The 20,138-nt window shown below is 70.8% G+C and carries 23 protein-coding genes; 14 read left to right on the top strand and 9 right to left on the bottom strand.

What is annotated here, in order from left to right; genetic code table 11:
• Positions 1-38: 38 nt before the first annotated feature.
• The 4 genes from QNA09_RS20235 to QNA09_RS20220 all read right to left on the bottom strand — a co-directional run bounded on the left by QNA09_RS20235 (position 39) and on the right by QNA09_RS20220 (position 2,826).
• Positions 39-797: a PaaI family thioesterase gene (locus QNA09_RS20235; RefSeq protein ID WP_308072043.1), complete on the bottom strand. Its 759-nt coding sequence runs from the start codon at positions 795-797 to the stop codon at positions 39-41.
• The gene (locus QNA09_RS20230; RefSeq protein WP_308072042.1) at positions 719-946 is read right to left on the bottom strand and encodes a hypothetical protein; all 228 of its coding nucleotides are present in this window, start codon (positions 944-946) and stop codon (positions 719-721) included. Before QNA09_RS20230 ends, QNA09_RS20235 begins: the two co-directional genes overlap by 79 nt.
• A gap of 82 nt (positions 947-1,028) precedes the next feature.
• The gene (locus QNA09_RS20225; RefSeq protein WP_059174328.1) at positions 1,029-1,802 is read right to left on the bottom strand and encodes a pirin-like bicupin family protein; all 774 of its coding nucleotides are present in this window, start codon (positions 1,800-1,802) and stop codon (positions 1,029-1,031) included.
• Between the two features lie 55 nt (positions 1,803-1,857).
• The gene (locus tag QNA09_RS20220) at positions 1,858-2,826 is read right to left on the bottom strand and encodes a pirin family protein (RefSeq protein WP_010593601.1); all 969 of its coding nucleotides are present in this window, start codon (positions 2,824-2,826) and stop codon (positions 1,858-1,860) included.
• 445 nt (positions 2,827-3,271) lie between these two features.
• On the opposite strand from QNA09_RS20220, the gene QNA09_RS20215 reads away from it, so the two are divergent.
• The gene (locus tag QNA09_RS20215) at positions 3,272-3,724 is read left to right on the top strand and encodes a VOC family protein (RefSeq protein ID WP_010593600.1); all 453 of its coding nucleotides are present in this window, start codon (positions 3,272-3,274) and stop codon (positions 3,722-3,724) included.
• Positions 3,725-3,733: 9 nt separating this feature from the next.
• Here the strand turns inward: QNA09_RS20215 and QNA09_RS20210 are convergent, their stop codons facing one another.
• Positions 3,734-4,729, bottom strand: coding sequence for a sigma-70 family RNA polymerase sigma factor (locus tag QNA09_RS20210; protein WP_010593599.1), 996 nt, complete (start codon positions 4,727-4,729; stop codon positions 3,734-3,736).
• A gap of 167 nt (positions 4,730-4,896) precedes the next feature.
• Here QNA09_RS20210 and QNA09_RS20205 point away from each other — a divergent pair, with 167 nt between their 5' ends.
• The gene (locus QNA09_RS20205; RefSeq protein ID WP_010593598.1) at positions 4,897-6,297 is read left to right on the top strand and encodes an AarF/ABC1/UbiB kinase family protein; all 1,401 of its coding nucleotides are present in this window, start codon (positions 4,897-4,899) and stop codon (positions 6,295-6,297) included.
• 116 nt (positions 6,298-6,413) lie between these two features.
• On the opposite strand, the gene QNA09_RS20200 is transcribed toward QNA09_RS20205, so the two are convergent.
• Entirely contained in the window at positions 6,414-7,112 is a 699-nt protein-coding gene (locus tag QNA09_RS20200) for an SDR family NAD(P)-dependent oxidoreductase (protein ID WP_017681964.1), read from the bottom strand.
• Between the two features lie 178 nt (positions 7,113-7,290).
• Positions 7,291-8,103, bottom strand: a complete 813-nt coding sequence (gene thiD / locus QNA09_RS20195; RefSeq protein WP_017681963.1) for a bifunctional hydroxymethylpyrimidine kinase/phosphomethylpyrimidine kinase — start codon at positions 8,101-8,103, stop codon at positions 7,291-7,293.
• Between the two features lie 247 nt (positions 8,104-8,350).
• On the opposite strand from thiD, the gene QNA09_RS20190 reads away from it, so the two are divergent.
• Both QNA09_RS20190 and QNA09_RS20185 read left to right on the top strand, forming a co-directional pair.
• Complete coding sequence (locus QNA09_RS20190) at positions 8,351-9,058, top strand: SOS response-associated peptidase (RefSeq protein WP_010593595.1); 708 nt, start codon at positions 8,351-8,353, stop codon at positions 9,056-9,058.
• 62 nt (positions 9,059-9,120) lie between these two features.
• Positions 9,121-9,909 carry an alpha/beta fold hydrolase gene (locus QNA09_RS20185; RefSeq protein ID WP_268965761.1) on the top strand — a complete coding sequence of 263 codons (789 nt, stop codon included), beginning with the start codon at positions 9,121-9,123 and terminating at the stop codon, positions 9,907-9,909.
• A gap of 16 nt (positions 9,910-9,925) precedes the next feature.
• On the opposite strand, the gene QNA09_RS20180 is transcribed toward QNA09_RS20185, so the two are convergent.
• Positions 9,926-10,435, bottom strand: a complete 510-nt coding sequence (locus QNA09_RS20180; RefSeq protein WP_308072041.1) for an acyl transferase — start codon at positions 10,433-10,435, stop codon at positions 9,926-9,928.
• Positions 10,436-10,468: 33 nt separating this feature from the next.
• Positions 10,469-10,711 carry a DUF2630 family protein gene (locus tag QNA09_RS20175; RefSeq protein WP_010593592.1) on the bottom strand — a complete coding sequence of 81 codons (243 nt, stop codon included), beginning with the start codon at positions 10,709-10,711 and terminating at the stop codon, positions 10,469-10,471.
• Positions 10,712-10,812: 101 nt separating this feature from the next.
• On the opposite strand from QNA09_RS20175, the gene QNA09_RS20170 reads away from it, so the two are divergent.
• The 10 genes from QNA09_RS20170 to QNA09_RS20125 all read left to right on the top strand — a co-directional run bounded on the left by QNA09_RS20170 (position 10,813) and on the right by QNA09_RS20125 (position 20,093).
• Positions 10,813-11,238 carry a hypothetical protein gene (locus QNA09_RS20170; protein ID WP_010593591.1) on the top strand — a complete coding sequence of 142 codons (426 nt, stop codon included), beginning with the start codon at positions 10,813-10,815 and terminating at the stop codon, positions 11,236-11,238.
• A gap of 93 nt (positions 11,239-11,331) precedes the next feature.
• Entirely contained in the window at positions 11,332-11,583 is a 252-nt protein-coding gene (locus QNA09_RS20165) for a hypothetical protein (RefSeq protein ID WP_010593590.1), read from the top strand.
• Between the two features lie 214 nt (positions 11,584-11,797).
• A complete protein-coding gene (locus tag QNA09_RS20160; RefSeq protein WP_010593589.1) occupies positions 11,798-12,154 on the top strand; it encodes a PadR family transcriptional regulator in 357 nt (118 codons plus the stop codon).
• A complete protein-coding gene (locus tag QNA09_RS20155; RefSeq protein ID WP_040274952.1) occupies positions 12,154-13,494 on the top strand; it encodes a permease prefix domain 1-containing protein in 1,341 nt (446 codons plus the stop codon). Before QNA09_RS20160 ends, QNA09_RS20155 begins: the two co-directional genes overlap by 1 nt.
• Before the next feature lie 145 nt (positions 13,495-13,639).
• Positions 13,640-14,449, top strand: coding sequence for a crotonase/enoyl-CoA hydratase family protein (locus QNA09_RS20150; protein ID WP_010593587.1), 810 nt, complete (start codon positions 13,640-13,642; stop codon positions 14,447-14,449).
• 47 nt (positions 14,450-14,496) lie between these two features.
• Positions 14,497-15,654 carry an acyl-CoA dehydrogenase family protein gene (locus QNA09_RS20145; protein WP_017681960.1) on the top strand — a complete coding sequence of 386 codons (1,158 nt, stop codon included), beginning with the start codon at positions 14,497-14,499 and terminating at the stop codon, positions 15,652-15,654.
• Between the two features lie 32 nt (positions 15,655-15,686).
• Positions 15,687-17,237 (top strand): acyl-CoA synthetase, encoded by a 1,551-nt coding sequence (locus tag QNA09_RS20140; protein ID WP_059174323.1) that lies wholly within the window; start codon positions 15,687-15,689, stop codon positions 17,235-17,237.
• Positions 17,234-17,857 carry a TetR/AcrR family transcriptional regulator gene (locus QNA09_RS20135; RefSeq protein ID WP_010593584.1) on the top strand — a complete coding sequence of 208 codons (624 nt, stop codon included), beginning with the start codon at positions 17,234-17,236 and terminating at the stop codon, positions 17,855-17,857. The genes QNA09_RS20140 and QNA09_RS20135 overlap by 4 nt, the downstream gene beginning before the upstream one ends.
• A 23-nt stretch (positions 17,858-17,880) precedes the next feature.
• Entirely contained in the window at positions 17,881-19,029 is a 1,149-nt protein-coding gene (locus QNA09_RS20130) for an acyl-CoA dehydrogenase family protein (RefSeq protein WP_026138049.1), read from the top strand.
• Positions 19,029-20,093 carry an acyl-CoA dehydrogenase gene (locus tag QNA09_RS20125; protein ID WP_140188937.1) on the top strand — a complete coding sequence of 355 codons (1,065 nt, stop codon included), beginning with the start codon at positions 19,029-19,031 and terminating at the stop codon, positions 20,091-20,093. Before QNA09_RS20130 ends, QNA09_RS20125 begins: the two co-directional genes overlap by 1 nt.
• Positions 20,094-20,138 lie beyond the last annotated feature (45 nt).

Below are 20,138 nucleotides of genomic sequence, written 5' to 3'. Positions count from 1 at the left end.
TCACCGGTCCTCCGTCCGGCCGCGCTCGTGAGCCGTCGTCAGGGCGCCAGCAGCTGCACGCTCGCCTGGGCCCGGACCAGGACCGCGCCGTCGGGTGCGGTGAGATGCGTGTCGATCGAGGCGAGCCGTCGGCCGGCCCGGGTGACCCGGGCCTCGACGAGAAGGTCGGGGCCGGGTGCCGCGGGGGAGCGCAGGTAGTCGAGCGTCAGGTTCAGCAACCGGTACTCCTGTCCGGCAGCGGTGAGGGTCTGCGCCGCGAGTTCGGCGACGGTGCCGGCGACGGAGACCAGGACCCCACCCTGCACGGCGCCCATCGGATTGGCCATCCATTCCGCGGGTGGTACGACCGCGGCGACGCGTCCCTTCTCGACGGCGCCGACGCGCAGATCGAGCAGCCCGGCGAGCGGGCCCCGGGCCACGGTTCCGGCGGCGATGCCGGAGACCGTGTCGAGGCCGGTGCGCTCGGCGAGTTCCGAAGGGTCCGTCCAGGGTTCGGGTGCGGGCCGGACCAGTCCGGACGCGTCCGCGAACGCGTCGAACACGGCGGGACGATCCACGACCATCGACCGTCCCGTCAGCTGGATCACCAGATCGCCTGCGTCGTCGCAGATCTGCGCGGTGCTCAACGCGGTGGCGTCGTCCACGTGGACGGCGCGGCCGGTGCCGTGCAGAGCCCCCCGGGCCGGCATCGGATTCGCGGTCGAGGCGCTGAGCTGGCTCAGGACGGACCGGGTGTCGCGGCCCTGCCCGCGCCACACGAGGTGCGGGGCGGCGCCGAGAAGGACGTCGGTGAACACGCCGACGGATCGACGGTGGTGCGGCCGCGGTGGTCGACGAATCGGGCGCCCAGCGGCTGGCGGAACGACACCGTGCCCGGCTCCCCGCTCACGGTGTCGATGCCCATGAAGGCGTTGAGACGATCGGTTTCGGGGGCGGTGACGGTCACGGCGACATCCTGAGGTCGAGCGGAGCGAGGGTTCGCTCGGTCACGGTACCGAGGTCGGGGCCGGGCGTTGCGCCCACCCCGGTCAGCCGATGCGGGCGTGCATCTCCCACACGAGGATTTCCGCGGCCGTGTCGGTGTGGACCCGCTGTCCGCCGGAGCCGGTCAGCCGCACGGCGTCGCCCTCCCGCAGGATTCCGGCGCCTTCGAGCTCGGCTGTGCCCTGGGCGACGAAGAGGTGCAGGTAGGGGGCATCGGGCAGGACGACCGGCCGGCCCGGCTGCAGGCGGGCGACCGACAACCCGGCGTACTTGTTGTGGATGCGGATGGCGGCGTGATCGCGGTGCTCGGGGATGCCGGTGGCGACGGGCACCAGGCCGCCGCGCATGAGCTCGTCGTCGATCTCGAGTTGCTCGTAACCGGGGGTGATGCCCGATTCGTCCGGCACCACCCACATCTGGACGAAGCGGACCAGCTCGGCGTGCTCCGCGGCGTGCACGCCGGTGGCGCCGGGCAACCGCCAGGAGTCGTTCTTCTCCGAGTGCAGGATGCCCGTTCCGGCGCTCATCCGCTGTGCCAGGCCCGGATAGATGACGCCCGAGTGCCCGATCGAGTCCTGGTGCACGAGGCTGCCGCGCAGCACCCAGGTCACGATCTCCATGTCGCGGTGCGGATGCGTGTCGAAGCCCTGACCGGGCAGGACCGTGTCGTCGTTGTTGACCAGCAGCAGCCCGTGGTGCGTGTTGTCCGGGTCGTAGTGGTGGCCGAACGAGAACGAGTGCTTCGAGTCGAGCCAGGAGATGTTCGTCGTCAGCCGGTCCTCGGCGCGCCGGATGTCGAGAGTCGTGGCGTCGGTCATGGATTCTCCTCGGTGAGGTGCGGCGGGTTCAGGGTACGAGCGCGTCGGCGCAGCGTCAGGGCAGCTGTTCGTGCCCGGCCGGGATGGTCCCGAGACGTCCCGCCTGGAAGTCCTCGAACGCCTGGATGATCTCGGCCTTGGTGTTCATCACGAACGGCCCGTACATCGCGACGGGCTCGCGGATCGGCCGTCCGCCGAGCAGGAACACCTCGAGGGACGCGGTGCGCGAGTCCTGGGTGCGGTCGGCGGTGAACGTGACGCTGTCGCCGTCCGGGCCGAACACGGCGGTCTGTCCCGCCCGGATGGGGGCGTGCTCGGCGCCGACGGTGCCGTCCCCGGCGAGCACGTAGCCGAGCGCGTTGTACTCGCGATGCCAGGGCAGGGTCACCGACGCGCCCGGCGCGACGGTCAGGTGTGCGAGGGCGATCGGGGTGTGGGTCACGCCCGGGCCGCGGACACCGCCGATCTCACCGGCGACGACGCGGACGAGGGCGCCGCCGTCGGGCGAGGAGGCCAGGGCTACGTGGCTGCCGGCGATGTCCTGGTATCGCGGCTGCGCCATCTTGTGGTTCCGGGGCAGGTTCACCCACAACTGCACGCCGTGGAAGAGGCCGCCGCTGGCGACGACGTGTTCCGGCGGCGCCTCGATGTGCAGGATCCCCGAGCCCGCGGTCATCCACTGGGTGTCGCCCCCGCCGATGGTGCCGCCCCCGCCGTTGGAGTCCTTGTGTTCGAGGATCCCGTCGATCATGTAGGTGACGGTCTCGAATCCACGGTGCGGGTGCCACGGGGTGCCCTTTGGTTCGCCGGGCGCGTACTGCACCTCGCCCATCTGGTCCATGTGGATGAACGGGTCGAGGAAGCGCTGGTCGATGCCTGCGAATGCCCGGCGCACCGGGAAGCCCTCGCCCTCGTATCCGACGGGAGCGGTCCGCACGCCGAGGACCGGACGGGCGGTCGCGTCGGGTGCGGGGGCCGGGATGCGGGGCAGGGTGAGGATGTTGTCTACGGTCACCGCGGGCATGGCGGGCTCCTTCGGCATGTAGTTGACTATGCAACTACTCTAACCGACGGGCCGGGGGATTTGTTCCTGCGCTCCGAGCGGTGTGCAGGCGGACCCGAGAGACGACGAAACCCCCTGCCCGAGGGGAGGGAGGGCAGGGGGTCCGCGCCGGGCGTGTGACGCCCGGCGCCACGTCCCGCCTTCGGGGGGAGGGAGGAGGGACGCGGTGTCGGTGGCGGCCGATCGTCTCCGTCGGCCGGGTGAGGCCAGGATACATACCCGCAGGGGTATGGTCCATCACCTCGGCGCGCGGAGCACCGGGCGCCGAGCATAGTTTCTCGCTCCGATGCGTGCCGGGGTTTCGGCGATCCCGTCCGGCGCGATGAGTTTTCCGGAGCCGGACGGTCTACCTTCTCGACACCTCACACGAGGTGCCGGCCGTCCGCTCACACACAAGGAGTTGAAGATGTCCCGCATGCTCTTCGCCAACCTGTCCGTCAAGGACGTGGCTGCCGCCCGCACGTTCTTCGATGCTCTCGGCTTCACCTTCAACGAGATGTTCTGCGACGACAACACCGCCTGCCTCGAGATCAACGACCAGACCTACGTCATGCTCCTCGAGGAGGCGCGCTTCCGCGACTTCATCACCGGCGACATCTGCGACACCGCCACGGCCCGCGAGGTGCTCCTGAGCGTGTCCGCCGAGAGCCGCGACGACGTCGACCGCCTCGTCGATGCCGCGCTCGCCGCCGGTGGCAGCGACTGGATCACCGCCGGGTCGGAGGAGATGAAGACCGACTTCATGTACGGCCGGGCCTTCCGCGACCTCGACGGGCACGTCTGGGAGGTCATGTGGATGGACGTCCAGGCCGCGGCCGCCGCGATGGGACCGCAGGCCGAGACGTCCGCGCAGGCGTAGCGGCCGGCGTCAGGGGTGCTCGGGTAGTCCGAACAGGGCGAACAGATCGGTGTCGAAGAACACGGTCACATGCACGACCCGGTCACCCACGACGTCGAGCACCTGCAGCTGGAACGGATGGTGCTGCCCGTCCTCGCCTCGCATGTAGAGGCCGAGGGCGGGCTGCCCGTTCGCCACCGTGGGCAGCAGAACCTGGTCGCCGGGACCGCTCGCCGGGCAATGCGTCCGGATGAGGTTTCCGATCGCCTCGGCGCCGCGGTACCAGCCCTCGAACGGCGGCATCTCCCACACCGCCTCCTGGGTGAGCATCTCGACGATCGAATCGATGTCGTACTTCTCGAACCCCTCGACCCAGCGCCGCACCAGCGCCTGGGCCTCCGGACTCTCCGGCTCGACCAGATCGTCCTTCGTCACCTGCGCCTGCTCCAGCTGCGCGCGGGCCCGCTGGAGCAGACTGTTCACCGCGGCCGTCGAGGTGTCCAGCGCGGCGGCCACCTCGGTCGCCCGCCACTGCAGGACGTCCCGCAGCAGCAGCACTGCCCGTTGCCGCGCCGACAGATGCTGCAGCGCCGCGACGAACGCCAGGCGGATGGACTCCCGCGAGGTCACGATCGCCGCCGGGTCCGTCGGATCGTCCGGCCGGCCGTCGTCGCCGAAGGACCCGCCGGGAATCGGCTCGAGCCACGGCACCTCCCCGCGCTCGACGAGGTCGTCGGCCGGATCCGAGCTCGGCGCCCCCAGCCCCGTCGGCAGCGGCCGGCGCGACCTGCCCTCGAGCGCGGTCAGGCACACGTTGGTCGCGATGCGGTGCAGCCACGTCCGCAGCGACGAGCGGCCCCCGAAGTTCGCGTAGCCGCGCCAGGCGCGCAGGTACGTCTCCTGCACGAGGTCCTCCGCGTCGTGGATCGAGCCGCTCATCCGGTAACAGTGCGCCAGCAGCTCCCGCCGGTACGGACCGGCCAGCGTCAGAAAGTCGTCCTGCGAGTCGAGAACCTGCTCCGTCATGTCGTACCCCCGCCTGCCCGTCGCTGCCGAAGTGCAGTTACGAGCGTGAGCGTAGTCCCGGGGGCCGACAGGAAACAGGGTCTCGAACTATCTGTGCACTCCGGGTACCGTCCAGTAACTGCCCCGGCCGACAGCCCCGCCGGCAGGCAGAAGGACGAAGGTGACCCGTGCCCGACATCGCGCCCCGACCGACAGGCCCGTACGCCGGGGGACCGCCCGCGTCGGCGCTGCATGTCGACATGCCCCCGCTCGAGCGTTTCGGCCTGCGCGAGGCCGGTCGCACGGTCGTCATCGGTGTGGTGCTCCTCGTCAGCGTCCTGCTGAAACTGCTCGCCTGGCCGCTGCGGCCCGACGGCCGCGGCCCCGCCGATGCCGCTGCCGAGGGCACCGTCGATGCGTTCGAGATCCTCGGTCCCACATTCGTCAAGCTCGGCCAGCTCATGGCGTCGTCGTCCGGGGTGTTCCCCAGGCCGCTGGCCGACGCGTGCCTGCGCTGCCTCGACGACGTCGCACCCGTGCCCGCGGACCGGGCCCGCGCCGTGATCGAGGAGGATCTCGGCCATCCCGTCGGCGAACTGTTCGCCCGGTTCGACGACGTCCCGCTGGCCGCCGCGTCCGTCGGCCAGGTGCATGCGTGCGTCTTGCACGACGGCCGGGAAGCGGTCGTGAAGGTGCAGCGGCCCGGCATCGCCCACCGCATGCTCGTCGACCTGCGGGCGGCCTACGTCGGCGCGCGTCTGCTGCAGGCGTTCGAGTTCTTCCGCATCGCCAACGCCACCGCCATCATCCGCGACCTGCACTCGTCCACGATGACCGAACTCAACAGCGCGGTCGAAGCGGACCGGCAGAGCCGATTCCGGGAGTGCATCGGCGCGTTCGGGGACAACACGACCGTCACCACGCCGCAGGTGTACTGGGACTACTGCGGCCCGCGCGTGATCTGCATGGAACGGCTCCGCGGTGTGCCCATGGACCGGGTGCCCGCCGACTCGGCGATCGACACCAGTCTGCTCATCCGCCGCGGGGTGAAGGTATGGATCGAATCGGTCGTCCTGCACGGACCGTTCCACGGCGACGTGCACGCCGGCAACCTGTGGCTGCTCGACGACGGCCGTCTCGCCTTCCTGGACTTCGGCATCGTCGGTGAGCTGCCCGAGCACTGGCGCGCCATCCTGCGCGACCTGTTCCGCGCGACCGCCATCGACGGGGACTTCGCCCGTGTGGCGCGCGGCATCCGCGCACTCGGCTACACCAGCGGGCTCGACGCCGACGACGCCGAGATCGGCCGCCAGGTGGCGCAGGCGCTCGCTCCGATCCTCGGGCGCGACCTGGGACAGCTGCGGCTCAGCGACCTCATCGTCGCGCTGATCCGGCTCGGCAAGCAGTGGGGGATCGCCAGCCCGGAGGAACTGGTGCTGTTCGGCAAGCAGCTCGGCTACTTCGAGCGCTACGCCACCGCCCTCGCCCCCGGCTGGGTCATCGGCCGGGACCTGTACCTGCTGCGCAACGTCTTCCCCGAGGAGGTGGCGCGCCGCGCCGCCGAACAGGGGCTCGAGCTACCCGCCTGACACGGAGGCGCCGGGCCGCGGAGCGTGCGGACCCATCGCCCGGCTCCGCACGCCGGCGGCATGGTCCGTTCGCTCGGTTCCAGCCGGCCCGGGCGGGGCGTGGTGTGTCCGGCGCGTCAGCCCACGTGGGTGACGGGGATCGAAGCCCCGGTGACGGCGGCGCCGTCGTCGGAGAGCAGGAACCGGATCACCCGCGCGACCTCGGCCGGCCGCGACCACGAGCGCCGGTCCGCGTCGGGCATCGCCGCCCGGTTCGCGGGTGTGTCGATGACGACGGGCAGCAGCGCGTTGACCCGGACACCGTCGCCGGCGTACTCGACGGCCAGGGTCTCGGCCAGTGCGGTCACGGCAGCCTTCGACGCGACGTACGCGGCACCCCCGGCGAACGGCCGTTTCGTCGCCGCGGTGGACATGCAGACCACCGACCCGCCGCCGCCCGCGAGCAGGTGCGGCAGCGCCGCGCGGGTCACGGCGTAGGCGGTACGCAGGTTCAGATCCAGCTGGGCGTCGAGGACCTCGACGGGCGTCTCGTGTACCCGGGAGCCCGAGGTGAACCCGCCCACCAGATTCACCACGCCGAACAGCGGCGCGGAGTCGTCGGCGGCCGCGAGCGCGACGGCCTGCCGCAGCTGCGCGTCGTCCGACACGTCCGCCTCCACGAGATGCAGACTCGGATGGTCCCCGAGCCGCCCGAGTTCGGTACGAGCCACCCAGGGGACCACGACCCGCCAGCCCGCCTCGAGCAGATGCGTCGTGACGGCGGCACCGAGACCGCCGGTGCCGCCGGTGACGAGCGCGGACCGGGTCGTGGTCATCGAAGATCCTCTCGGCGAGCGGACGGATGCCCGTCCACGATAGGCGCCGGGCGCACCCGCGCATCGCGATACCGGGCTACGCGCTCCGGTTCCCGACATCGACAACCGTCCCGACGGTTGTCGACGTCCGGATCTGCACTCCGGTAGGCGAATCCGGCCCGCCGACGGAGAGGGGGCCCTACGCGGAGCGCGACGCCGCGTACGCGCCCTGCCACACCGTGTCGAACGGGGTGTGCGCCCCGACCCGGCCCTCGATACCGGCGGTGACGAAGTCCTTCGCGAGCGCGACGGCGGCCGGCACGTCGGCGCCCTTGGCGAGTTCGGCGGTCACGGCCGCGGCGAGAGTGCAGCCGGCACCCGACACCCGTTCCCGGCCGACCTTCGGCGCGGCGAGGACGGTGACCTGCTCGCCGTCGAAGAGCACGTCGACGGCATCGTCACCGGCGAGTTCGACGCCGCCCTTGGCCAGGACGTACCGCGGGCCCAGGGCATGGATGCGGCGAGCGGCCTCGACGAGGTCGTCGACGGTGTCGATGCGGTCCATCCCCGCCAGGGTGCGGGCCTCGAACAGGTTGGGGGTGACCACCGTGGCCAGGGGAAGCACGGACTCACGCAGCGCGTTGTCGGTGTCGAGCGCCGCCCCGGGTTCCTGACCCTTGCAGATCAGCACCGGGTCCAGAACGACGTGCCGCCACGACCGGCCACGCAGACCTTCGGCCACCACGTCGATCGTGGCGGGGGTGCCGAGCATGCCGATCTTGACGACGTCGAGGTCGTGGGCCGCGGTGGCCGCCTCGATCTGGTCCGCGACGACCTCGGGCGCGATCGGGACGAAGCGGTGCGACCAATTGTTGCGGGGGTCGAAGGAGACGATGCAGGTCGTGGTGCCGACGCCGTAGACGCCCAGCTCCTGAAACGTCTTCAGATCCGCCTGCAGCCCTGCGCCGCCGGTGGCTTCGGACCCGGCGATGACATAGGCGAGGTCGACCACGGTGTACTCCAATCCGATGGGGGACAGACTGCGTGCCGGACCGAGGAGCCCGCACGTCCGGGGAGACCACGGCTGTCCGCGACGTCGTCGCCGGATTCGCGACCGGTCCCGGCACCCAGGCTAGCGCGCCGGGTCCGGCGTCCCGGCCGGACGGCCCCCGCCGATGACCGGCGTCACACGCGTGTCGGTGCGGTGCGGCACCATGGGAACCGACCGGTCGAGGCCCGACGACGGAAGGTGGGTGCCCATGTGCGGTCGGTATGCGAGCACGGTCACCGATCAGGAACTGCGCTCCCTGTTCGACGTGGTGGAGACGGTGGGCGAGCCGCTGCCCCCGTCGTACAACGTCGCGCCGACGCAGACCGTGCGGGTGGTGCTCGAGCGCGCCCCGAAGGGCGAGCCCGGCGCGGAGGCGGTGCGGCAGCTCCGGTCCGCCCGGTGGGGGCTCGTGCCGTCGTGGGCGAAGGACCCGAAGATCGGCAACCGGATGATCAACGCCCGCTGCGAGACGATCACCGAGAAGCCGTCGTTCAAGGCCGCCGCCTCGCGGCGACGGTGCATCCTGCCGGCCGACGGGTACTTCGAGTGGCAGAAGCGCGAGGACGGCACCAAGATCCCGTACTTCCTGCACGGCGACGGCGTGCTCGCGATGGCGGGACTGTACGAGCTGTGGCCCGATCCGGACCTGCCCGACGACCATCCCGACAAGTGGCTGTGGACCGTCACCGTGCTGACGACGGAGGCCACCGATGCGGCCGGGCAGATCCACGAGCGGTGTCCGCTGGTGCTCCCGTCGTCCTTCCACGACGTGTGGCTCGACCCGGCCCTCACCGACCGCGACGACGTCGACGCGCTGGTCGCCTCGGTACCGGAACCTCACCTGCATCCGTACGAGGTCAGCACCGAGGTCAACAACCCCCGCAACAACCGTCCGGAGCTGCTCGAGCCGGTGTGACGGGGCCGGGTCCCCGGGCGTCCGGGTGGCCGCACCCTCCCGGTCCGGGCAGGATGGGCACGATGCACACTCCTCGATTGGCCTGTCGACGTGCCGGTTCCGGCGAGCCGCTGCTTCTCCTGCACGGGATCGGCGCTACTCGCGACGACTTCGCCGAACTCGTTCCGCGCCTCGCCGAGCACTTCGACGTCCTGGCCGTGGACCTTCCCGGCCACGGATCGTCACCGATGCTGCCGACCCGTCCCACCGTCGAGTCTCTCGGCGCTGCCGTCGCGGCGGACCTCGACGCCCACGGGCTGGACCGGGTGCACGTCCTGGGCAACTCCCTCGGCGGCCGTCTGGCGTTGGACCTGGCGCGGCGCGGGCGCGCCAGGTCGGTGGTGGCGCTGTCCCCGTCCGGTCTCGGATTGCCGCCGGAGCGGGCGTTCCAGGGACTGCTCATGGCCGTCGCGCGGATCGTCAACAAGGCACGCAGCCCGTTGATCGAGCGGATGTCGGACAGCGCCGTCGGGCGCACTGCGCTCACCGCCGGGCTGCGGGCCCTGCCGTGGCGCACCTCGAAGGCTGAATCCCTGTCCGTGAAGGGGGGTTTCGCGGAATCGGAAGGTTACTGGTCGATGCTGTGGAATGCCGTGCTGACGGACGTGCCGACGGGTCTCGACCGCATCTCGTGCCCCGTCACCCTCGCGCAGGGCGTGCTCGACGTCGTCGCATCCGCGCAGACGGTGCGGTACGTCCCACTGATTCCCGGGGCGCGGTTCGTGCCGCTGCCGTGGGCCGGGCACGCGCCGCAGTCGGATGCTCCCGTCGCGATCGTCGACCTCGTGCGGCGGACCGCGGCGCAGGCATGATTCCGACGCGGGTTCCTCAGTCGATCCGGACGCCGCCCGTGACGACCCAGATGCCGTCGGCCCCCTCGCGGACGGGCTGGCGCAGCTGAAGCACCACGATGCTGCCGTCCGTCCGGTCGGTCACCTCCACGGTGTGCGGGTCGGCCGTGCGCGCCTCGGTGTCGCTCCAGCCGAACCGGTCCGCCACGAACGCCTGCGCGACCAGGGACGGATCCAGCCGCCACGGCCGGCTGCCCTCGTCGACCGCACGCTGAAGTTCCCCGGCCTCCTCCGGGGTCAGGTTCTCGCCGGGAAAGGACGCGTCGGTCGGTGGAGTGGTGTCCTCGGTCGCTGTGGTCGACGAGGTGTTCGGCACGGGGGTGCTCCCAGCCGTCGTCGCCGTCACCGGTGCCGGTGACGACGCGGGCACGCCGGTGGTCGGCGCCGGGCCCGGCGGGGTGTCGCCGCACGAGGTGACCAGTCCGAGCGAGAGGGCCACTGCAGCAAGAGTTTTCGATGCTCTGAGCCGCACGCTTTCGAACCTCACGCCGTCCTCCTCGCGGTCCCGGTCACGAGGTCCTCACTGGCGGTAGGACTCGACCTCCCCGACCGGCCGCGCCTCCGCCTCGTCCGGGTCGTTGCCGAACTCGGCTTTCGCGCGGCGTTGCCGGAGCAGGTCCCAGCACTGGTCGAGGCGTTCCTCGACGGCGCGCAGGCGCTGCCGGTCCTGATCGCTCATGCCGTCGCCGCTCGACTTCGAACGCAGCGCCTTCTCCTCGTCCACCAGTTCCTCGATGTGCTGGAAGAGGTCGTTCTCGTCCATGGGAAGACTCCCTCGCTGTGGTCGTCTCCCCGGCATATCCGGCCTCCGACCCCGGTAAACCTGTGCGTTTCCGCGTTCGCCGGCTCGGGTACGTCACAGTCATGAGTATCGAAGACGGCCCCGGCGACACCCTCAGCCCCAGCGAGGGCCTCGACTCCGACGAAGTCCGCAACGACGACGGTGACGAGGTCGTGGACCCGCCGGAGGGCTGGAGCGGTGCCGACCGATTCGGCACCACGCAGCGGGAGGAACAGGAGGGCGAGTCGCTGGACCAGCGCCTCGCGGAGGAGGAGCCCGACGTGGCACCCGCGGAGCCGCTCGAACGGCCGGTCGCGGCCATGCCCGACGACGAACTGACCGAGGATGTCGTCGACGAGGTGGTCGACGGGGACGCCGCCGTCGCGGGCGGCGGTGGGAAGCACGCCGAGGTGGTCGAGGGTGTCATCGTCGAGGACTCGCGCGTCGATCGAGGGCAGATCGACGGCAGTCCCGAGGACGGCGACTCCCTCTTCCCGATCGTCGAGTGAGTCGGGCCGTGAGGACGTGCCGAAGCCGACACGGAGGGCGCCGAACCGCCGTTGGGATGTCCGCGGGCGCATTAGCTGTCATGATCATTTGTTATGAGTGACAACTCGGGAGACGCAGGTCGCGGCGGGCTCACCGTCGGCTCGCGGGTGGTGGTGCGCCGCGGCGACGAGAAGGGCCGTGCACCCGGTGTAGTGGTCGAGGACTATGCCAGCGAGGCTGCCCAGGCCGGCGAGCAACTCGGACGGGACTGGGCGCCGGTGCGCCGTTGGGCCGTCGCGCTGGACGACGGCCGGTTGGTCTTCGCCGACGACGACGAGGTGGAGGCGGAGCCGAAGAAGGGCTGACCGCGTCACCGGAGCCGCCTGCCGACCGGGTGGTACACGGCAGTACGGAGCAACGCAGGCCCACCGCGGGGAGGGCGCCGGACCCCGGCGCCCTCCCCGCGCTGTGCAGAGCGTGCGACGGGCGTTTCGGACGCGCAGTCCGCAGCCGAAGACCGACCGGCCTATGCCTAGGTCTGCTAGGTTCATGCCTAGCAGACCTAGGCATAGGAGACCTATGTACATCGAGAAGGACCTCGTGGCCGCGTCGGCGACCCCGCTCGTACTCGGAATCCTCGCCGAGGGCGATTCCTACGGCTACGCCATCCTCAAACGCGTCAAGGACCTGTCCGGCGGACGGATCCAGTGGACCGACGGAATGCTCTACCCCCTGCTGCACCGGCTGGAACGGTCCGGATACGTGTCGGCATCGTGGGGGAGTTCCGACACCGGACGACGACGCAAGCACTACGCGATCACCGACGCGGGACGGAGCGCGCTCGCCGAACGGCGCAGCCAGTGGGACGTGGTCGCGGACGCGCTCGACCAGGTCTGGCGCTGCGCGGAGATGCCCGCGGCCCCCGGGTGGTCGTGATGGACGCCGCGCTGGAGACGCAGATCGGCCGATGGCGAGGTTACGTCGAACGGCGTCGCGTGATCTCCACCGCCGACGCCGACGAGATGGAAGATCATCTGCGGGACCAGATCTCGGATCTGTCCGCCGCGGGTCTGGCGGCCGACGAGGCTTTCCTGGTCGCGGTCAAGCGCATGGGCAGCGTGGACGACATCTCCCGGGAGTTCGCGCGCGAGCATTCCGATCGGCTCTGGAAGCAACTCGTCCTGACGTCCGTCGCCGCGGACGGCAGCGGTCCCCGGCCCAGGCGTGAGTTGCTCGTCGTTCTCGCGCTCGCCGTCGGCGGCGCCGTCGCACTGAAGGCGGGACTGGCGACCCTGGACGAGGGCGTCGTCGCGCGCAACCTCGGCCTGCTCGTGCTCCCGTTCCTCGCCGCCTACTTCGCGTGGAAGCGCCGGATGTCGCCCCGCGGCGCCGTGGCGCTGCTGGTGCCGTTCGCGCTGGCGGCGGCCGTGACTAACGGATACCCCTTCGTCCCGAGCGGTTCGACCGAGGTGATCGTCGCGATCCACACCCCGATCGTGTTGTGGTTCGTCGTCGGTCTCGCCTACGTCGGTGGCGAGTGGCGGTCCGACCGGCGCCGGATGGACTTCATCCGGTTCACCGGCGAATGGGTCGTCTATCTCACCCTTCTCGCCCTCGGCGGGGGTGTGCTGGTGGGTCTGACGATCGGCGCGTTCGATGCGCTCGGCACGGATGCCGAGTGGGTCGTCGAGGAGTGGGTGCTGCCGTTCGGCGCGGCGGGCGCGGTCGTCGTCGCCGCCTGGCTGGTCGAGGCGAAGCAGAACGTGGTGGAGAACATCGCGCCCGTCCTCACCCGCGTGTTCACCCCCGTCACGATCGTCATGCTGCTGGTGTTGCTCGCGGCCCTCGCGACGACGGGAAGCGTCGTCGACGTCGACCGGAATCTGTTGATCCTGATGGACCTCATCCTCGTCGTCGTCCTGGGCCTGTTGCTGTACGCGGTCTCCGCCCGCGAGCCGCATCTGCCGCCCGACCTGTTCGACCGCCTGCAACTTGTCCTCGTCGTCCTTGCGCTCGTGGTCGACGTGCTCATGCTGACCGCCATGCTCACGCGAATCGCGGAGTTCGGCTTCACTCCGAACAAGGTGGCCGCACTCGGGATGAACCTGGTTCTGCTGGTCGGTCTCACCTGGTCGGCTCGGCTCCTGTTCGGGTTCGTCCGTGGCCGCCGCGGGTTCGGCTCCGTCGAACGCTGGCAGACCCGCTACCTGCCGGTCTTCGGGATCTGGGCGGCGCTGGTGGTGTGCGTGCTCCCACCCCTGTTCGACTTCGCGTGAGCGCGGGCGTTCGACTTCGCGTGAGCGCGGCCGGCCCGGCCGTCGAGGCGTCCCCCTCTTTACAACGGGTCCTCGGCACAGTAATTTGAACGATCGTTCGACCTAATCTGCTGCCTGCCGTTCCGTCGGCCGAAAGGACCTCCGCATGAGCGCACCCGAGGACGTCGTACTCTCCAGCCGCGAAGGCCACGTCACGACGTGGACGATCAACCTGCCCGAGGCGCGCAATCCGATCTCCGGCGACGACGTCGTCGAGCGGCTGGTGCAGCTCGTGGACGAGGCGAACGCGGACTACGAGACCCGCGTGGTGATCCTCACCGGCGCCGGGAGCGCGTTCTCGGCCGGCGGCAACGTCAAGGACATGGCCGACCGTACGGGGATGTTCGGGGGCGCCCCGCATCAGCTGCGGGAGGGCTACCGTCGCGGAATCCAACGGCTGCCCAAGGCGATCTACCACTGCGAGGTGCCGATCATCGCCGCCGTCAACGGTCCCGCGGTCGGCGCCGGCTGCGACCTGGCCATGATGTGCGACATGCGGATCGCCTCGAACACCGCGTTCTTCGCCGAGAGCTTCGTCAAGCTCGGCATCATCCCCGGCGACGGCGGCGCCTGGCTGCTGCCCCGCGCCATCGGTGCGGCGCGGGCCGCGGAGATGGCCTTCACCGGCGACCGCGTCGACGCCGCCACCGCGCTCGAGTGGGGCATGGTCTCCCGGGTCGTCGAACCCGATCAGCTGCTCGCCGCGGCCGGTGAGCTCGCCGCCCGCGTCGCCTCGAACCCGCCGCACGCACTGCGCATGACCAAGAAGCTGATGCGCGAGGGGCAGCGCCAGGATCTCGACAGCATCCTCGAGCTCTCGGCGGCGTTCCAGGCCCTCTCGCACCACACCGCCGACCACGGCGAGGCCCTCTCGGCGTTCCTCGAACGCCGCGGCGGGAACTTCACCGGGAACTGACCGCCGCGCCCTCGCGGGTCGCCGCACGCAACGAAGGGAATACGGCCGTGGAGCGGACGATCTTCAGCCGGGAGCACGACGAATTCCGGTCCATGGTGCGCGATTTCATCGCGCGAGAGGTGCTGCCGCATCGCGAGGAGTGGGACGAGCTGGGCCGGCCCCCGCGCGAGTTCTTCCACCGCCTCGGTGAACTCGGCATCCTCGGCATCCAGGTGCCCGAGGAGTTCGGCGGTGGCGGCGAGGCGAGCTTCAAGTACAACGCCATCGTGTTCGAGGAAGTGGCGCGGGCCGGGGTGTCCTTCGGCTCCTACACCGTGCACTCCTGCCTGATCCTGCCGTACCTGCTCGAATACGGTACCGACGAGCAGCGGAAGCGCTGGTTGCCGGACTTCGCGTCCGGGCGGATGATGACCGCCGTCGCGATGACCGAGCCCGGCACCGGCTCCGACCTGGCCAGCATCGCCACCACGGCCACGCTGTCCGCCGACGGCTCGCACTACGTCGTCAACGGCGCGAAGACGTTCATCACCGGCGGCGTCACCGCCGACCTGGTCCTCACCGTGTGCCGCACCGCCCCGTTCGACCCGGAGGACCGTCGCGCCGGACTGTCGATCCTCTGCGTCCCCACCGACGCCGAGGGGTTCTCCGTCGGCCGCAAGCTCGACAAGCTCGGTCTGCACCAGCAGGACACCGCCGAGCTGTCGTACCAGGACGTGAAGGTGCCGGTGGAGAATCTCCTCGGCGAGGAGGGCAAGGCCTTCGGCTATCTCGCCCACAACCTGCCCCAGGAACGTCTGAGCATCGCGTTGAACCAGGTGGGCCAGGCCGCGGCCGCGATCGAGCATGCCCTCGCGTACACCCGGGACCGCACGGTGTTCGGCAAGCCGGTGGCCTCCTTCCAGAACACCAAGTTCGTTCTCGCGGAATGTTCCGCCGAGGTGCAGGCGGCACGGGTCTTCGCCGACCACTGCCTCGAGCTGCTCGACCGGGGCGAGCTGTCGGTCGCCGACGCCGCCCGGGCGAAGCTGTTCTGCACCGAGGTCGCCGGTCGCGTGATCGACAGGTGCCTGCAGCTGCACGGCGGGTACGGCTACATCACCGAGTATCCGATCGCCCGGCTCTACGCCGACACCCGCGTCAGCCGGATCTACGGCGGCACCAGCGAAGTCATGAAGACGATCATTGCCAAGGACCTCGGCCTGTAACCGTACTGCCAGGGCAGGTGGAAGGAGCTCGGATGTATCCCGGACGCTACGCGTCGGTCACCCCGGACAAGCCGGCGGCGATCGAGGCCGCCACCGGCCGTGTGGTGAGCTACCGTGAGCTCGAGGACCGTTCGGTGCAGTTCGCACACTGGCTCCGCGCCCACGGCCTCGGCCTCGGGGACCACCTCGCGGTGCTGTCGGTCAACGACGCCACCGCATTCGAACTGTACTGGGCGGCAGTACGTTCCGGAATGTACGTGACGTTCGTCAACACGCATCTCGCCCCCTCCGAGGTCGCCTACATCGTCGACGACTGCGACGCCACCGCACTCGTGGTCTCCGCGCCGCTCGCCGACCTTGCCGTCGCCGTTACCGACGACACGCCGAAGGTGCGGCACCGCTTGGCATTCGGCGGCGACATACCCGGACACCTCGGATACGAAGTCGAGATCGCCGCGATGAGCACCACCCCGCCGGCCGACCAGCCCGGCGGCACGGACATGCTCTACTCGTCGGGCACGACCGGCCGGCCGAAGGGGATCAAGCCCGCGCTCAGCGGAGTGCAGGTCGGTGAGCAGGCGGCCTCCAACGCGGTCGGCCTGCTGCAGAGTTTCGGCTTCGACGACGGTTGCGTGTACTACTCCCCGGCGCCGATCTACCACGCTGCGCCGCTGCGGTTCGGGGCCGCGGCGCAGGCCCTCGGGGGCACCGCGATCGTCGCGGGCAGGTTCGACGCCGAGACCTGCCTCGCCGACCTCGAGCGCCACCGCGTCACCCACAGTCAGTGGGTGCCCACGCATTTCGTCCGGTTGCTGAAGCTGTCCGAACGGGCCCGCGGCCGCTACGATCTGTCCGCGATGCGGGTGGCCATCCACTCGGCCGCGCCGTGCCCGGTCGAGGTCAAGCGCGCCATGATCGACTGGTGGGGTGAGCGGATCTACGAGTACTACTCGTCCACCGAATCCGTCGGCAGCACCCTCGTCTCGCCGCAGGAGTGGCTCCGCAAACCCGGCACCGTGGGCCGCACCGGTCACGGCCACCCCAGCCGTGCCCGCATCTGCGCCGAGGACGGAACGGAGTTGCCGCCCGGGCAGATCGGGTCGATCTACTTCGAACGTCCCGGGTACAGCTTCGAGTACCACAACGATCCGGAGAAGACGGCCGAGTCGCGCCACCCGCTCCACCCCACCTGGGCGACGACCGGGGACATCGGATATCTCGACGAGGACGGCTACCTCTTCCTCACCGACCGGGCCATGTTCACCATCATCTCCGGCGGGGTCAACATCTACCCGCAGGAGATCGAGAACGCACTCGCCTTGCACCCCAAGGTGTTCGACGTCGCGGTGATCGGCGTGCCCGACGCCGAGATGGGCGAATCGGTCCGGGCGGTCGTCCAGCCGGCGGTGGGCGTTGCCGGCGACGAGGCGCTCGCCGCCGAGTTGATCGCCTACTGCCGCGACCGCATCGCCGGGTACAAGTGCCCGCGCAGCGTCGACTTCGTCGCTGCGCTGCCCCGGACGCCCACCGGCAAGCTCGTCAAGGGGGCGCTGCGCCCCGTGACCGCCGGAGGTGACCGATGAGCGTCCGGCGGGGCACCTATGCACGACAGGGAGACACCGTCGTCCCCTCGGAGCGGCAACGGGTGTTCATCGAGGCGGCCCGTCGCGAGTTCGTCCGCAACGGATACGGGGCCTCGTCGATCCGGACGATCGCCCAGGAGGCCGGCGTCAGCCTGTCCGCGCTGTACTACCACTACAAGAACAAGCAGGACCTGCTGCTGGCCATCCTGATCGACGGCGTCAACGCCTTCGACGCGATGTGCGACGAGGAACTCTCGCGTGTCGGGGACGACCCGGTGGAGCGACTGCGGGCCCTGGTGATCGCCCTCGTCCGGTTCCGCACCACCTGCCAGGAGCAGAGCCTGATGATCGGCACCGAGGTCCGCAACCTGGAACCGGAGAACGCGGCGGTCTACGAGCAGCGGCGACGTTCCGGAAACGAGTTGCTGGGCAGCATCATCGAGGACGGCGTGAAATCCGGAGCGTTCACCACCCCGTACCCGGAGGACTGCCGCCGCTCGATCCTGGCGATGACGACCTCGATCGCGAACTGGTACGACCCGGACGGTCCGGACACCCCCGCCGACATCGCGGCCCGATACGGCGACCTGGCCCTGCTGCTGCTGCAACCGCGACCCTGACCCCCTCACGGAAGAAGACGACGATGCGTACATCACTGGTGCCGTCCGCCGGTGCCCCCGACCCGAGCCTCGCCGCGTTGCGAGCCGAGGTGCGCGCCTTCCTGCGCGAGCAGATCGACGCAGGCGTGTTCACCCCCGGCGTGGACACCTGGCTCGCCCGCTGGAACACCGACTTCACCAAGGCCCTCGCCGCCCGCGGCTGGGTCGGCATGACCATCCCCACCGAGTACGGCGGGCACGGCCGCACCTTCATGGAGCGTTTCGTCGTCACCGAGGAACTCCTCGCGGTCGGCGCACCGGTCGCCGCCCAGTGGGTCGCGGACCGGCAGGCGGCGCCGTCGCTGCTCAAGTACGGCACCGAGGAGCAGAAACGGCGGTTCCTGCCCGGCATCGCCCGCGGCGAGATCTGCTGGGCCATCGGCATGAGCGAACCCGAGTCCGGATCCGACCTGGCGAGCGTGAAGACCAGGGCCGTGGAGGTCGACGGCGGCTGGCGCATCACCGGCACCAAGCTGTGGACCTCCGGCGCCCACCACGCCGATGCCTTCTTCGCGCTGGCCCGCTCCGCGCCGCTCGACCCGGCGCACCGGCACGCCGGACTGAGCCAGTTCATCGTCCTGCTGGACTCGCCCGGCGTGGAGATCCGGCCCGTGCTGTCGATGTCCGGTGAGCACCACTTCAACGAGGTCGTCCTCGACGACGTGTTCGTGCCCGACGACCTCGTGCTCGGCACCGTCGGCGACGGCTGGGCGCAGGTCACCTCCGAACTCGGCTACGAGCGCAGCGGCCCGGAACGCTTCATGTCCACGTTCGGGGTGCTCGCCGGGGCGGTGGACGAGGCCGGCGCCGGCCGTCTGCCGGCCGACCCCCGCATCGGCGCGTTCGTCGGCCGGATCTTCGGCCTGCACCACATGTCCCGCGGGGTGTCCGAGGCACTGCAGCGGCACGAGAACGCGGAGGTCGCCGCGTCGGTGGTCAAGGTGCTCGGCACCCAGACCGAGGGCGACATCGCCGACCTCGCCGACGAACTGGCCGACGAGAGCGACACCGCCGGGGAGGGGTTCGCCGAACTGGTCCGAGCCGGCGTCATGCAGCGTCCCGGATTCACCCTCCGAGGCGGCACGAGTGAGATTCTGCGCGGGGTCATCGCGCGGGGATTGGGGATGCGCTGATGAGTAACGCGACTACTGGCAACGACGTCGAGATGCGCGAACTCGCGCAGATGCTCGAACAGCTCTTCGGTGAGCGCCGCGGCGACGATCACCGCCTCGACGGGCCGCTGCGTCTCGACCGCGAACTGTGGTCGACCCTGGCCGAACTCGGTCTCGCCCGGCTCACCGGTCCGGAGGCGGACGGGGGCAGTGAGGCGGGCTGGGCCGAAGCCGCCTACCTGCTCGGCGCCGCGGGCGCCGGTGCCGCGGCGGTGCCGGTTGCCGAGAACGACCTCCTCGCCGGCTGGCTGCTGCAGCTGTCCGGCTGCGAGCGCGCGGTGACCGATCCGGCGGCGGCACGCACCGCCGCCGTGCTGACCGCCGACGGCTCGGCCCGGCACGTGCCGTGGGCCCGCGACGTCGACGCCGTCGTCGTGCTGTGGGAGGCGGACGGCACGTGGCGGGTCGCCGACGTCGCCCGCGCCGACGTCGAGGTCACCGAGGCGGTCGACGTCGCGTCCGAGCCGCGCGACCACATCCGCGTCGACGTCGCCGCGCTCTCCGGTGCCGCGGTGCCGGACGGCACCGCGGAGGAGTTCCTGCGCCGGGGCGCGCTCGCCCGGGCGCTGGCGATGAGCGGCGCGATGGAGCGGGTGCTCGACCTGGTGGTCGGCCACACCACCGCCCGCGTCCAGTTCGGCCGTCCGCTCGCCAAGTTCCAGGCGGTGCAGCACCTGGTGTCGGACATCGCCGCCGAGGGGGCGCTCGCGCGCGCCGCCGCGCAGGCCGCCGTGACGATCGCCGAGGATTCCGGATTCGGCAGCGACGAAGCGGGATTCGCGATCGCCGCCGCGAAGTCCTGTGCGGGGCACGCCGCGTCGGTGGTGGTGCGCAACGCCCACCAGAGTCTCGGCGCGATCGGCTTCACCATGGAGCACGAGCTGCATCGGCACGCGAACCGGTTGCTGTCGTGGCGCCGGGAGTTCGGTTCCGTCCGGTTCTGGGACGACAGGCTCACCGCGGCGGCCGTCGAGGCCGGGTCGCGCGGGCTCTGGCCGCTGATCACCGACGGCCGGCCGGAGTAGTCCGCGACCCCGCTGGACAGGGACCGCCGGTCGGGTATCGACTGT

Origin of the sequence: Rhodococcus sp. AH-ZY2 (assembly GCF_030916465.1) — a bacterium.
Lineage (GTDB): Bacteria > Actinomycetota > Actinomycetes > Mycobacteriales > Mycobacteriaceae > Rhodococcus > Rhodococcus ruber.
Note: the sequence above shows the minus strand (reverse complement) of the source record. Positions and strands in the feature narration are given on the sequence as shown.